Genomic DNA, 14209 nt, shown 5'->3' with positions numbered 1-14209 from the left:
ATTTTAGGCACAGCGGCAATTTTGCCAAAACCGCCACAGGTAAACAAGTCTTTGCAAATTGTTACATTTTCATTTCTGTACCAATTTGCTAAAAAAGACTGCTATAAAATCATTAGAAGCTAATTATTTATCTATATTTAACAAACAATTAGCTCTAGAAAGGTTAACGATTTTCAAGTCGGTTATAATCTAATAAGCCATACTCTATTCCCCGATATTTTTTCACCTGCTGGTGCAAAATATCGCTAAAGCGCCAAAATTGCGGGTCAGTACGACGCACGGCAAAACGACTTTTTAAGGTACGGTAATCAGCCTCGCTGGTCATTTTTTGCATATGCGCAGCAAAATCTTCCAGCTGCTGTGGTTGTAACAACCATAGCGCTTCAGGGTAATCACCAATAAAGCCGGGGATGACGAGTGCTTTATCTTCATCGTAGGCGCGCTGATCTTCCTCGTCTAATAAGCTGCTGATGTTGTAGTGGGCATTGTGATGCAGCAAAGTATACGCCTGATAATCATCCTCAGCATTGGCCACCAAGATATAGCTCACTTGTGGTAATAAGTTCACCGCTGTGCTTGGCATGGCATTCAGTTGGCGCAGCACATTAGGTACTTTTTGATAATCATAACGCTGACTTAATACCGCCGAGAGCTTTGTGGCTAAGCGCTGGTAAAGCTCTTGTTGTGGCTGTGACGTTTTGTAATCAATGCCTGTCGGTTGCTCAAAGCGCACATTGGTGTCTTTCATAAACTCGACAAGACTGGTGGGTGATTTTCTATACCAATGAGCCCGTAGTGCCTTGCGCTGCTCTTTAGGTAGTAAGGCAAGAAAGTTATCTTCGCCTTCCATGCGCAGGAAGTCCATGTACAGACGAGTGATCAGTTGATGACCAACATTGCCGTATACATCAAACCCAGCCACCAGCAGATAATGAATTCGTTCAAATAATGAGTAATCTAAAATCCAAGCGGTTTTGGGTTGCTCGCCGACCCAGCCTTTGACCACCGTTGCCGAGTTAAAGTGCCGGAAAATCGTTAATGCGGCATTGTCATTATGCCCTTCCCCTTGCCAAATAAGGTTTTCGGTGAGGTGTTGGCCATTGGCAAAAACTTCATTGGCAAGCTTCGATTTGGCCTCCAAATATGTACTTTGTTTCGCGGCGTATTTGACCCAGCTAGAAATAGGCAAAGCGTTCGAATCTTCTTGGGCAGGCATATCGAGCATATCTTCGTGGCGCATTAAGAATTCATCAATTTTGGGCTGACTCACGAATTTAGGGTCAACAAAGGCGACCCAAAACTGGTCATTAATCACATTCAAAGCAATCTGACCTCGACAGACAGGCCCTTGAATAAAACCACGAATAATAAGCTCAGCCTCATCGAGCATAAATTGATATCGAGAGCCTACGGGAATAGCTGCAAAGACTTTAAACGGGTTTGAAGCGACTTTTATGTCATACCCTGGCAGTGACGGCACGGCATATTCCGGCGCAATAAATTGTGATCGCAAGCGAGCTAGCTTGTCATTATTCAACGCCAGTGGAATATTGGTTTTGGCCAGTACGGTACTTTTTCGAGGCAACAGGCGGTAATAAACGCGCGCTACCTTAGGGTCTTCATAAGGGCGGCGAGTGGCAATAACATCGATGGCTTCACCGGGAGGCGTGCGCGAACGAACTAAGGTGAAAAACTCCGAGGTGCTGATTTGATCAAAATAGATATTGGCCAGGTACCAGTGCTCATAAATATAACGAGCGCTTAAGCGGTGTTTGTTATCATCTTGATTAAGAAAACGTTCCCACTTGTTCACTTCAGTTTGCAGCTCAGCGCTAATGGGTGCGTGCTCGGGCATTTTCGCGCCATCTTGCAACCACTGTGTGAGCACCGACATTTCTTTACTGGTCAGTGCTGGCAAACCATAGGGCATGCCCGCATGAGGTTTATCTTGAGCGTATTGTTGAAACTCGCCAATAGTGGGACAGGTTTGGTCTCTATCCAGAGCAAAGTCAAATTCCTCACCCAGAATGGCTTGATCTGGCAGCGGGTGCTGCTGTTTCAATGCCAGAGCTTGATACATCACGCTGCCCACCAAATTAGCATGGGCGCTTTGCTCACGCTCGTTAAGCACCGGTGAGAAGCCACGCTCACGCCACTGTTGCGTGGTGTGGGCATCAACGAATAAGCGGCTCGGCTTACTCGCAAGTAGCCGGGTGCCATCATAGACCAAGTCTGTAGAGGTACCACGTTCAATACCCTCAGGAGATGACATTTTCAACTGACAAGGCGCATCATAGCACCCGTGGCAGACGACACAGCGGTTATCTATCACGGGTTTGACTTGCTCGGTAAAAAAGTCGCTTTGTGCAGGACTTACATTGTTACTGCGGTTTTGAACCTGCTCAGGGCCAAAAAGGCTATCATACTTCTGCGCACCTAATACGGCGCAGCCCGTACATAGCAGCAACAGCAAACCCCACGTCAGTTTATTCATCATCATCCCCTAGATCAAAGGTCGGCATCATTTCCAGTTGGGGTGATACGTAACTAACGCCATTATCGCGCTCTAAAGTGGCTGCTAAAAGTGGCCCATGAGTGAGCATTAACATGGCACTGTGGGATTCACTTGGAACAGACTCGGTATGCGCCAGCAATTGATAATCGGCCAATTGTAAGCTGACGCTCTGATCTTGCGCTGGGTTTTGGCACAGGTGAGCAAGTAACTGCTCGTCAAGAACCACTTCTAAGTATAAATCTGGGTGGTCTAAATCACGATTTGGTAATTCATCGTTGAATTGAAAAAGCGGTAGGCTGAGTACAGCGCCTTGCGATAACTCCATGGCAAGCCCCAATTAGGTAAGACTAAAACAGCTTTCATGATAGCAAAAAATGTCTACATGTTGGCTGATTTTGTGCACAATTCAGGTATAGTTAACCCAATTTTTTGCGCGAGATCTTTATTATGGAACTATTTTTAATCATCACGGCAGTGGTAGTCGTCATTGCCATAGTGATTTACAACTCGCTGGTACGCTATAAAAACGAATACCAAAATGCCTTTGCGCAAATAGATGTGCAGCTGCATCGCCGCCATGATCTTGTGCCTAACTTAGTCGCCACCGCTCAGGCTTATTTAGACCATGAAAGTGAGACCTTAAAAGCGGTTACCCAAGCAAGAAATCAAGCTGTAAGTGCCCTACAAAGCCTCTCGGGTGGTGAATTATCTTCGGCTAAACTTGCCCATTTAGCGCAAACGGAGGGCGCCTTGAGCAGTGCCCTTGGCGCCTTACAAGTGAGCATAGAAGACTACCCCGAATTAAAAGCCGACGCGACTATGGCCAATCTAAGTGAAGAGTTATCAAGCACCGAAAACCGTATCGCTTTCGCACGCCAAGCATACAATGACTCAGTACTTGCCTATAACAGTTACCGACAAAGTTTCCCACCGGTGTTGATTGCCAACATGACAGGTCATAACCAAGATGCCAAACTGCTAGAACTGGATGACCCACAAAGACAACGCCAAGCTCCTAGCGTCTCATTTAAGTAGCCGTGAGCGGTTTCTTTTCTCAGCAGCGCCAAGCAAGGCGTAAGACTTGGCTACTGCTGGTATTATTTGTGCTCGCTGTGGGTGCTCTCATCGCCCTCGCACATTGGCCATTTTTATGGCTGATGAGCATTCTTTCAACTGACCCATACACCCTGTTTAACTATGGTATCGCGCATGGAGCTGACGCTTCAATCCACCTCGGGCTCACCCTTTCCATCACTGCAATTATCAGTACAGCCATACTTTATAAGTACTGGCAATTGCGCCGTGGTGGCAGTGTTATTGCTGAGCAACTAGGGGGGCAGCTGGTGCAAACAAACACCTACCATGAACAACAGCGGGTGCTACTGAATGTTGTTGAAGAGGTCGCTATTGCCGCCAGGATGCCCGTTCCGAGCACCTATTTACTTGCCAACCAGCCCAGTATTAATGCGTTTGCAGCGGGCTACCATCGTCGCGATAGTGTCATTGCCATCACTCAAGGCGCGCTCGAGCAGCTCAGCCGAGCGCAACTACAAGCGGTCGTCGCCCATGAATTCAGCCACATAGTCAATGGTGATGTACGCCTTAATGTGCGTATGTCTGCCTTACTTTATGGCATCACCTTTATAGGCCAAGCCGGTGAAAACTTAATTTATAGCGCCATGAATGCGTCCCGTCGCCACAACGCGCAACGCACAGATGGCGCAGGGTTTACCACAGTGTTCGGCGTTATTCTGACACTATTTGGGTGGCTGGGGACACAACTTGGCGACATTATCAAAGCGCTGGTATGTCGCCAGCGGGAATACCTTGCTGACGCTGGTGCAGCGCAGTTTACCCGTAACCCACAAGCACTGGCCGGGGCCTTACTGGCTATTGCCGAAAATCCTCGCAAAAACACCTTAAGGCAAAATAATGCGCACCTATTCAGTCATTATTTTTTTAGTGATGCACTGAGTCCATGGTTAACCTGGTTAAGCACTCACCCGCCGCTAACGAAACGTATTCGCAGGCTTGATCCACATTGGCATGGACAATTAAAAGAGCGCCCACGCACGGCGCCAAGCCAAGCAAATACCATGGCTTTTAGTGCCAGCCAAGGGCGCAATCCGCAGCCACAAGTAGTGTATGGCGACTTTCGAGAAAAACTCATGGGGATAGAGGACTCTCTAAGCTACTTAGCTCATGAGCCGAGCGATGCGCGATGGTTAGTTATGTTACTGTGCCTTCATCAACACTGGCCGAATCGCCAAGCACAGCTAACGTTTATCGCCGCGCTTCCTTATGTTGATATATATAAGCTGGATAGGGCTGAGCTTGCATTAACGAAGCTCAGCACCGAACCTCAATTTCGCCTGCTTGAGGTTGCCATTGGTGCGATTCGCTGTTTGCCCAAAGCGCAACGCAGCCAATTTCTTGCCCAGCTAAAAGAGCTCGCTGCGCTGTGTGAGAACTGGGAGCTTGTTCCTTGGTCTTTTCAGCAGCTGAGCGCTCATGCCCTCGCTGATAAAACCGTTGGTGCATTGCCGGTTATGAATAAAACAGTGATTGTTGCAGCTTGTGAGCAGCTTCTTGGCGCTTTGGCAAGCTATGGCCATGCTAACCCAGAGCAACAACGCCTGGCGCTTGCTGCAGCGGCGCAGCATCTACAGATACCGCTTAGCTTAGAGCATGAAGCGCGATGCCAGCTGACACGATTGCAGCGCGCCCTGCGAGTCATAAAAGGCCTCCCTGTGGTCAAACGGCAACAGTTACTGGAGGCTTGTCGTGTATGCGTAGAGCACGATGCACACATTAACGAGGCGGAGCAAACGCTGCTCTACACGCTTGCTGCCTGCTTAGAGATAGATGGTATCGATTGCTAGCTTACCACGGTAAGGTTTCACCGTTAGCATGCCAAAAGCCGCCGCTGTTATTTAAGTTTAGCTCGTCAATACGCTCACTGATGCGCTGTGCTGCAACGTCAGGGCCTATATCGCCAGCGTAACCGACCATTTCGGTTTGCACGAATCCGGGGTGAATTGACCCCACCGCCACATCTTGTGCTTTAAGTTCATGGGCCAAGCTCACTGAGGCTGCATTTAACGCGGCCTTAGACATACGGTAGCCTATGTAGCCTCCAGAACCATTATCGGCAATAGAGCCCATACGTGAGGTGATCATCGCCACTTTCGCGCCTTTGTTAAAGTTATCACGCAATGCATGAGTCACACGCACAGGAGCCACTGCATTGACCGAGAGCTGTTCATTGATGGTGTCAAAGTTCATCTCTGCCAGGGTTTCGTTACGAAACACACCGGCATTATTAATCAATAAATCGATGTGCTCGTCTTTAAGCTCAGTGCGCAAGCGGGCCACATCATCAGCGTGGCTTACATCAAACCCTGTGCGCACATCAACATCTAGCTCATCAAGCTCATCGCTGCTACGCCTGACCACGACAATAACCTTAGCTCCAGCAGTTTTATAAATTTTTGCTAGCTGTAAACCGATGCCCCGATTGGCACCGGTGATCACCACATGTTGGCTCATAATCACTCATCCTCTTTTTAAGTTGATGAGTTTAGGGTGGGGGTAAATCAATAAAACCCAAGTTATTGATTAAGGTTTATGATTGAAAAGACTGCTCCTTGTGGATCTGTGAGGACGCAAAAACGGCCTACTTCAGGTACATCCATGGGCTGCACACATACTTCGCCACCAAGTTTTTTAGCTTGCTCTGCTTGTGCATCACAATCGTTGACACTGAAGTAGATCATCCAATGTGGCGGAATATCATCAGGCCACTGCTCATCCATGGCCACCATACCACCGACCATAGTGTCACCCGCTTTGAACAGGGTGTAATCCATTCCTTCCATGGCTTTTAGTTCGGCGCGCCAGCCCAACAACTCACTGTAAAAACTAGTACTAGATTCAATATCGCGGGTCGCTAACTCAAACCAGCACGGCGTATCAACCTCATTTTGCACACTGGCCCCTTTGTGCCCCTGGCCCTGCCATAGCGCTACCATGGCGCCCACAGGGTCGCACAACAACACCATGCGGCCCGCCTCGGGCACATCATGTGGACCGTGTACTATGGTTGCCCCCAGCGACTTTGCTTTGTCTGCCATAGCGTCTACGTCATCAACGGCAATATAGCTCAACCAATAACTGGGAACACCCTGAGCATGTTGATCGGCGGGCATTTGATACATCGCAGCCACATCCCCTTGTGGCTTTTTCAGCATGGTATAGTAAAGCCCATTGCCGATAGGCTGGTCCTCAGCCGACCAAGTAAACAAATCACTGTAAAATGTTTTCCCACTTTGCCAGTCGGATGAACACAATTCGGTCCAGCAAAAGTGTCCCTGGGGGTAATTCTCGCTCATAAATTACTTCCTTTTGTTGTTTTCATTAACCATAGACTACGCATTCAGAAAACGCTTGAGGTACTGCTCATGAGTTTCCAATTGGGCAATCACGGTCTCAACCTGTTGGGCTCCCTGACTATCATTCATCACCTGCGCGGCATTACGACATTGCACTAAGGTTTTGTGTTGCTGTGAATTCAACTCTTCGAGGAAAGCTTGCACACTGTCGCCCACTACGGACTCAAGCTTTGCCTGCCACTCCTTCAAATCTCCTAATAAACTGGTGTCGACTTCGTCGAGTTGCTGCTGTTGCCCTACCGCTTTTGCTAACTCGGTTTGCAAATAACGCTTATGATCATGTAAGACTTTCATGCGTGCTTGCAAAGATTCGTCTTCAGCGTGTTTTTGCACATCTTGAATTAGGACTCGCTCATTTTCTAAAGACTCAATTAATTGATCAATAATTTCAATATCTTGCTCTTGTTCACTGGATACAGAGGTAGGAATTTTTAAACCCATAACATGGCTCCTTCTATCGTTACTGTCCTTAATGCTTACTCAAGAACCATTCCAATAAAAAAGAAGAAAAATAAATTTTAATAATTTCAGGTTGTTATAGAAAAACACAGATATTAATGAGAATTATTTGCAAAAAGCGTTGACACAAAGGCGAATCTTATTGATAATCAATATCAACAAAACGGGAACGCATTCGAAAGCAGTGATGTCATTAAACGTTTTGTTGCGGACAACTTTGTTTCTCGACCCTGAAACACGTGTTGCGCACGTAATGCGCTTTGGTTGGTGGCTGCACTCCTCAACGCCCCTTGAACTGTTAGGCCGCCAACCACCCTACTATTTTACTTGCTACATTGCTCATATCGGTGACGGTAGATATGAAAACAAAAAAGCCCGAAAGGGCTTTTTTTATGTCTAAAATTTGTCGTGATATCAGCGACGGTTTTTCCGTGCTCTTGCACGTCGTTGCCGCTTTTCTTCTTCCTTAGCCGCCTTTTTAGCCTCTGCTGCCGCGCGCAATTCGGCAACCATCTGTTCCTCTCGCTCACGCATCTGCGGAGTTTCCATGGTAATACGTCCAATCACCGCATCACGTAACTCGTTAATGAGAATTTCAGCGAACTTATGAAGATCAACCTGATTACCACCACGCAGACAGCCGCGATTTTTGCCCGCTGCAAGCATAAAGTCATAGTCATGTTCTGGCAGTGGTGACACTTTATAGCGTTGGCTCAATAATGCCGGATACGCTTGTAGCAAATACTCACAGGTGTAGCTGGCAACCTCTTCATAATCAATAGCGGTATCACGAATAGCGCCTGTTGCCGCTAAACGATAGCCGGAGTTCTCGTTTTCAACCTTAGGCCATAACATCCCAGGGGTGTCGTAAAGCATGATCCCTTCGTCTATTTTTATCCGCTGTTGCGCTTTGGTGACCGCAGGTTCATTGCCGGTTTTAGCAACGATGCGCCCCGCAAGCGTATTGATAAGCGTTGACTTACCAACGTTAGGGATCCCCATAATCATGGCTTTAATCTGTTTATCGGCACCTACTTTGTGCGGCACAAGCTTTTTACACAGATCAATGACTTTGCCAGTATGGCCCGCTTTATCGTTCGCGAGCGGCATGGCTTTGACACCATTTTCGCGCTCAAGGTAGTCCATCCATTGAGTGGTCATCTGCGGGTCGGCCAGGTCAGCCTTATTTAGGATTTTAATGACTGGCTTATCACCGCGCAACGCGCCAACCATAGGGTTCTCACTGCTGTAGGGAATTCGCGCGTCCAATACCTCAATGATGACATCCATTTGTGGCATGATCTCTTTAATTTCGTTACGCGCTTTATTCATATGGCCTGGGAACCACTGGATTGCCATGTTTTCTCTCCCCTAAGTGATGAATAATTATTTTACCTTCGAGACACGCCAAGATCACCCGTTAATGTGTATACTGCCCGCTTTTCTTCTCTCTTATGGAACAGGCATGGCCCTAAAAGCAACGATCATCAAGGCACGATTGAACATTAGTGATTTAAACCGCCATCATTATCAGCAATACTCTTTTACCCTCGCGCAGCACCCATCAGAAACCGACCAACGGATGATGATCAGAGTGCTTGCCTTTGCCTTAAATGCTAATGATAATCTAGTTTTCACCAAAGGCTTATGTGCCGATGATGAGCCCGAGCTGTGGTGGATAAACGACGATGATAGCATTCACTTATGGGTAGAACTTGGTCTCGCTGATGACAAGCGCCTAAAAAAGGCCTGTAGCCGAGCACAGCAAGTATTACTTTATGCCTATGGTGAAGGAAGCCAGCAAGCTTGGTGGCAAAAACACCAAGCGAAACTCGCTGGGTTTGATAACCTGCGTATCGTCAGCCTTGCTTATGAAGATACGCAGAAGCTGGCAGCAATGGCCTCCAGAAGCTTAGATTTAACGATTACCATCGAAGATAATGAAGTGTGGGTGAGTGATAGCGAGACCAGCTTACAAATCCCCTTGACCTTGTTGCAAGGACAAGGCTAAATACTAACGCCATTGTTATCAACGGAGTCACTATGATCACTAAGGTAGTTGTATTACACGGATTGTATATGTCTGGCTTCGTAATGCGCCCTCTTTGCGCACGTCTTAAAAAGCAGGGGTATGGCATTTTAAATGTGTCATACAACACCCTGAACCCAGATACCGATAAAATCTTTGCGCAAATTAATGACTTCATCGCCGATGACCAGTGCGCTTTTGTTTGTCATTCCTTGGGCGGCCTTATTGCTCGGCAATACCTCAGTCAGGCGTTTCCACAGACGGACCAGGTAAAAAAGGTCTTTACCCTTGGTACCCCACACAAAGGGGCACAAATAGCCCGCCATATGCAGGACCGGGGCATGCAAGCACTGTTGAAGAATAGCCTTGAGTACCTCGTGAGTGAAAGCCAAGATTGGCCCTTCTCAGCCCAACTCTACAGTATCGCCGGAGACTTGCCCTTTGGCTTACTGCCATTATTTGAGCAGGGCAAGCCGTCAGATGGTACGGTCATGGTTGATGAAACCCGCGTCTCAGGTATGGCGCAGCATAAAGTTTTTCACCTTAGCCACACCAGCCTCATTTACTCGCGTAAGGTGGTCGATTATATCTTGGCGCAGCTAAAGACTTAATCCTCAGCAGCCGCTGCGATTTTATACGCAATTACCGCAATAACACCGACTATCAATGGGATTGGCGCAGCAATAATGCCAAACGCATCAGAGTTGGCATAACTGGCTCCAGCTAAATGACCAACAAGACCGATTACAAAGGTTAGTACGGCGATAATACATACTGTGATTTCTGCTTTTTTTGCTTTTGTCATTGCCCTATCTCCTCATCGTTGATGGTTTCAGTATGGCCTGCACAAGGAAAGTAACCTTGCGTTAAATCAAGTTTTCACTGGGCAATAAATCATCGGTATCGAGTTGTTGCGTTAGATCAAAAATTCATCTCCTCGGCCTTGTTTTTGGCATACATCATGCCCAAGTATGATTATAGGGTCGGTGTTGTTATCGCTAAAAGTGATGTCAGGCATCGAATTTATCTGCTTGTTATCAGATGCCTTTAGGCCATACTGATTATCAGCAAACAACCATGCACAGGAGACAGCTATGTCGCAAATCAATGCCATTGGATTAGATAGTGAAGAAACTCAAAACGTAATTGAATCACTCAATCGGCTATTAAGTTGCTATCAAATTCAGTATATGAATGCCCGTGGCTTCCATTGGAACATCAAAGGTCGTGATTTCTTCGAGCTGCACGTGAAGTTTGAGGAAATTTATAATTTGCTGTTGGAAAAAGTAGATGAAATAGCTGAGCGTATTCTTACCTTGGGCGGTGAGCCCTTACACGCATTTTCGGACTTTATCGAATTAAGCCAAATTAACGAAGTGAAAAATGTCAGCGACGGCGGCCAAGCCGTACAATCACTCGTCGATGGCTACTCAACACTAATAAAAATGCAGCGTAAGGTGCTCAGTGATGCCGGCGATAACCAAGACGAAGGTACAGCCGCGTTAATGAGCGATTACATTAAAGAACAAGAGAAGCTTGTTTGGATGTTAAAAGCCTATTTGGATTAATCACAAAACCACTTGCATCTTCCCTCTTTGGCTGTAATGATAATTATTATCAATACAGCCAAAGAGGGATTTGCACCGTGCCACAGATTTCGCTTGAATTTCTTGGAGCTCAACTGCGCCGTCTATCGCGGTGTCAGCGAGGCCAAGCACCCAACTTAGTTGCACAGTTTATTGAAACGGGTTTGCATTGGGCTCGCTACTATGGAGCTCGACAGATGTATTTATTACAAGAGCTTTATTTACGTCGCACGTTTTACCAATTGGTTAATATCATCTGTGACCCTTTGTTGGAACAGCAAGTAAGGAAACAAAGCCTTTGTCAGCTGCACAAACCCCAGCTTGCCCTTCAGCGTTTTTATCGCCAGCAACAGGGTATGTATAAGTACAGAGCACTCAGCCAAGAAGCTCGCGTTCTCTGTCATGAGTTCAACCCCTATTAAGGAGCACATTATGAGCACAGAGTACCGACATGAAAAGGACAGCATGGGTGAGCTACAGGTCCCAGCAGATGCCTTATATCAAGCACAAACCCAACGCGCTGTGAACAACTTTCACATCAGTGCCATGCGTATGCCAGCACGTTTTATTCAGGCATTGGCACAGATAAAACGCGCAGCCGCCACCGTTAATACCGAGCTAGGGCATCTCGATGCCAATGTGGGTGGTGCAATAGACAATGCCTGTCGCGAAATTATTGCTGGCGAGCACCTTGAGCACTTCCCTGTGGATGTATTTCAAACCGGCTCAGGGACCAGTACCAATATGAACGCGAATGAGGTCATTGCTACGCGGGCAAGTCAGTTACTGGGTGATAATGTACACCCCAATGATCATGTAAATATGGGGCAAAGCTCCAATGATGTGATCCCAACAGCAATTCACGTAAGTAGTGCGCTGGCGATAGAGAAAGAGCTGATCCCAGCACTGGATCACCTCATTAGTGTGATAGAAGCTAAGATTGAACAAGTGGGCAGCCATGTTAAAACCGGCCGCACACATTTAATGGATGCCATGCCTGTTACCTTCGCTCAAAGCATGTCGGCTTGGCGCGAACAAGTCGTTAAGGCGAAGCAACAAGTCAGCGCTAGTGCTGAGCACTTACATCAACTTGCCCAAGGCGGCACTGCTGTAGGCACAGGTATCAATGCTGATCCTGAATTTTCGGCACGTTTCGCTAAACAGCTCGCTGCCCAAACCGATAGTCACTTCCAAGGGGCAGAAAACCTGTTCTACCACATCGCAACTCAAGATTCGGTGGTTGCGGTATCCGGGCAACTAAAGACTGCTGCGGTCGCGTTTATGAAAATCGCTAACGACTTACGTTGGATGAACTCTGGACCTTTAGGTGGGATTGGTGAAATAGAGCTCGAAGCACTGCAACCTGGTTCATCCATTATGCCTGGCAAAGTGAACCCGGTGATCCCTGAGGCCACAGCCATGGTTTCGGCGCAGGTCATAGGTAATGACAGTACTATTACCGTAGCCGGTCAGGCTGGTAACTTTGAACTAAACGTAATGTTGCCCGTTATCGCCTATAACGTATTGCAGAGTATCGAGTTACTGACCAATACCAGCTATGCTTTGGCTGATAAGGCAATTGCCAGCTTCGTCGTCAGAGAGGATAACTTACAGCGTTCTTTAGCAAAGAATCCCATTCTGGTAACAGCGCTTAACCCCATTATTGGATATGAGAAGGCGGCCGCTATTGCCAAGCAAGCTTACAAAGAGAATAAAGCTATTCTCGATGTAGCTGCAGCACAAACCGACATTCCTTATAAAGAGCTAGAGAAATTACTCGATCCTAAAGGGCTTACCCTAGGGGGCATTCAAAAATAGATAGCCTGAGCTAGGTGACCATAACATCTGCATTTGCGCATTAGCGCAATGTTTGTATTATGGTCACTATACTCATCAACAATTATAAATACTATGCGCCACTTAATTATCCCCCTTGCACTGCTCTCCCTCACTGCATGTCAAAATAATGAGCCACAAAACACGACCGATGAAGTAGAGACAGCCGTAGAGCGAGCTAGCTCTGAGTCAACAACAGATAACCTAGGAAAAGATAAGCGGATCGACGGCGAACAGCTTAGCCAACCGATTAACGAAGAGCGCGCCATTAGTGCCACCGAGCAATCCATCAAAGCTGATTATCAACGTTTAGAAGCACTGACGCAGGACAAATCTTGTGACAGTGCCAGCCAATGTAAGGTGGTTGCAGTGGGTAGCCGTGCTTGCGGCGGTCCAAGCCAATATCTTGTATATTCAAGTAAATCAGCAGATCCGCAGCAAGTGTCTGAGTTAGCAAACAGTTTGGCTGCTCAGGAAAGCCAACTAAATGCTGAAAAAGGCATGGTGAGTATCTGTCAGCACCTTACGCGACCCGCAGCACAATGCAAAGCAAAGCAGTGCGTCGCAGTACAGAGCAATGCCAATAAAGAAACGTATTAATAACCGAAGGCGCTCAACACCAGCGACAATACAGTAACGGCGGCAATACAAACCAAAGCTCGAATAATAAATTTGGGCTTTATCTCATTCTTATACCAATGAAAGTAAAGGAATTTGACGAAATACGTTGCAGCTACACCAAACAGCGCAAAGATCAATAAGTAAGCAAGTAACGGAAGGGTCAAAAGTCAGCCCTAATAAATTCAAAATCTGTTCTCTAGCCTAACAATTCCACTCGAAAAAGACCAAAAATATATAGCCATTTGGCACCCCCTAATCATGTTTTTAAAAGCCTAATATTGTAGATCATGGGTTACCCAGATTAGACTGCTGTGTTGTGGGCCGGGGTTTACCCTGACTTGATGTTGCAAGGCTAAAAGCCTTGCCTACAGGTGTGGTTTTTTTAATTGTTTGGTTGTGCTGTAGGTCGGGGTTTTACCCTGACTAGATGCTGCAAGGCTGAAGCCTGGCCTACAGGTGTGGTAAAGGGTGATGCTGTGTTGTGGGTCAGGATTTATCCTGACTAAGATGTTGCAAGACTAAAGCCTTGCCTACAAGTATGGTGGCAGGTGGTGCTGTGTTGTAGGTTGGGGTTTACCCGGACTAGACTGCTGTGTTGTGGGTCAGGATTTATCCTGACTAGGGTGACGCAAGGCTGAAGCCTGGCCTACAGGCATAAAAAAACCCGCTGCACTGGTGCAACGGGTCTCTCTAATTAGGAGCCTGGTGATGA

General features: G+C 47.0%; 15 protein-coding genes. 8 read left to right on the top strand and 7 right to left on the bottom strand.

The window, feature by feature from the left end; genetic code table 11:
- Positions 1–163: 163 nt before the first annotated feature.
- Both MHM93_RS13535 and MHM93_RS13530 read right to left on the bottom strand, forming a co-directional pair.
- Positions 164–2494 carry a fatty acid cis/trans isomerase gene (locus tag MHM93_RS13535; RefSeq protein ID WP_239449436.1) on the bottom strand — a complete coding sequence of 777 codons (2331 nt, stop codon included), beginning with the start codon at positions 2492–2494 and terminating at the stop codon, positions 164–166.
- Positions 2487–2840, bottom strand: coding sequence for a hypothetical protein (locus MHM93_RS13530; RefSeq protein ID WP_045980250.1), 354 nt, complete (start codon positions 2838–2840; stop codon positions 2487–2489). The genes MHM93_RS13535 and MHM93_RS13530 overlap by 8 nt, the downstream gene beginning before the upstream one ends.
- Positions 2841–2962: 122 nt before the next feature.
- Here MHM93_RS13530 and MHM93_RS13525 point away from each other — a divergent pair, with 122 nt between their 5' ends.
- Positions 2963–3550 (top strand): LemA family protein, encoded by a 588-nt coding sequence (locus MHM93_RS13525; RefSeq protein ID WP_022946262.1) that lies wholly within the window; start codon positions 2963–2965, stop codon positions 3548–3550.
- Positions 3551–3552: 2 nt separating this feature from the next.
- Complete coding sequence (locus tag MHM93_RS13520) at positions 3553–5397, top strand: M48 family metalloprotease (protein WP_239449435.1); 1845 nt, start codon at positions 3553–3555, stop codon at positions 5395–5397.
- A 1-nt stretch (position 5398) separates the two neighbouring features.
- Here the strand turns inward: MHM93_RS13520 and MHM93_RS13515 are convergent, their stop codons facing one another.
- The 4 genes from MHM93_RS13515 to ylqF form a co-directional block, all read right to left on the bottom strand.
- Positions 5399–6064, bottom strand: coding sequence for an SDR family oxidoreductase (locus MHM93_RS13515; RefSeq protein ID WP_239449434.1), 666 nt, complete (start codon positions 6062–6064; stop codon positions 5399–5401).
- 62 nt (positions 6065–6126) lie between these two features.
- On the bottom strand, positions 6127–6906 hold the full coding sequence (locus tag MHM93_RS13510) for a VOC family protein (protein ID WP_239449433.1): 780 nt from the start codon (positions 6904–6906) through the stop codon (positions 6127–6129).
- A 36-nt stretch (positions 6907–6942) separates the two neighbouring features.
- Complete coding sequence (locus MHM93_RS13505) at positions 6943–7407, bottom strand: DUF2383 domain-containing protein (protein WP_130144992.1); 465 nt, start codon at positions 7405–7407, stop codon at positions 6943–6945.
- Between the two features lie 432 nt (positions 7408–7839).
- Entirely contained in the window at positions 7840–8784 is a 945-nt protein-coding gene (gene ylqF / locus MHM93_RS13500; protein WP_239449432.1) for a ribosome biogenesis GTPase YlqF, read from the bottom strand.
- A 106-nt stretch (positions 8785–8890) separates the two neighbouring features.
- Here ylqF and MHM93_RS13495 point away from each other — a divergent pair, with 106 nt between their 5' ends.
- Complete coding sequence (locus tag MHM93_RS13495) at positions 8891–9436, top strand: YaeQ family protein (protein ID WP_022946256.1); 546 nt, start codon at positions 8891–8893, stop codon at positions 9434–9436.
- Positions 9437–9468: 32 nt separating this feature from the next.
- Positions 9469–10065 carry an alpha/beta hydrolase gene (locus tag MHM93_RS13490; RefSeq protein WP_045980247.1) on the top strand — a complete coding sequence of 199 codons (597 nt, stop codon included), beginning with the start codon at positions 9469–9471 and terminating at the stop codon, positions 10063–10065.
- Here MHM93_RS13490 and MHM93_RS13485 read toward each other — a convergent pair.
- Complete coding sequence (locus tag MHM93_RS13485; RefSeq protein ID WP_022946254.1) at positions 10062–10259, bottom strand: hypothetical protein; 198 nt, start codon at positions 10257–10259, stop codon at positions 10062–10064. The genes MHM93_RS13490 and MHM93_RS13485 overlap by 4 nt on opposite strands.
- Positions 10260–10548: 289 nt before the next feature.
- Here MHM93_RS13485 and MHM93_RS13480 point away from each other — a divergent pair, with 289 nt between their 5' ends.
- The 4 genes from MHM93_RS13480 (at position 10549) to MHM93_RS13465 (ending at position 13476) form a co-directional block, all read left to right on the top strand.
- Positions 10549–11022: a Dps family protein gene (locus MHM93_RS13480; protein ID WP_022946252.1), complete on the top strand. Its 474-nt coding sequence runs from the start codon at positions 10549–10551 to the stop codon at positions 11020–11022.
- A 77-nt stretch (positions 11023–11099) separates the two neighbouring features.
- Entirely contained in the window at positions 11100–11462 is a 363-nt protein-coding gene (locus MHM93_RS13475; protein WP_239449431.1) for a hypothetical protein, read from the top strand.
- Between the two features lie 10 nt (positions 11463–11472).
- A complete protein-coding gene (locus tag MHM93_RS13470) occupies positions 11473–12858 on the top strand; it encodes a class II fumarate hydratase (RefSeq protein WP_239449430.1) in 1386 nt (461 codons plus the stop codon).
- A gap of 93 nt (positions 12859–12951) precedes the next feature.
- Positions 12952–13476 carry a hypothetical protein gene (locus MHM93_RS13465; RefSeq protein ID WP_239449429.1) on the top strand — a complete coding sequence of 175 codons (525 nt, stop codon included), beginning with the start codon at positions 12952–12954 and terminating at the stop codon, positions 13474–13476.
- Positions 13477–14209 lie beyond the last annotated feature (733 nt).

The organism is Pseudoalteromonas sp. MM17-2, from assembly GCF_022347945.1.
Lineage (GTDB): Bacteria > Pseudomonadota > Gammaproteobacteria > Enterobacterales > Alteromonadaceae > Pseudoalteromonas > Pseudoalteromonas ruthenica.
This window is presented reverse-complemented; position numbering and strand designations above follow the sequence as displayed.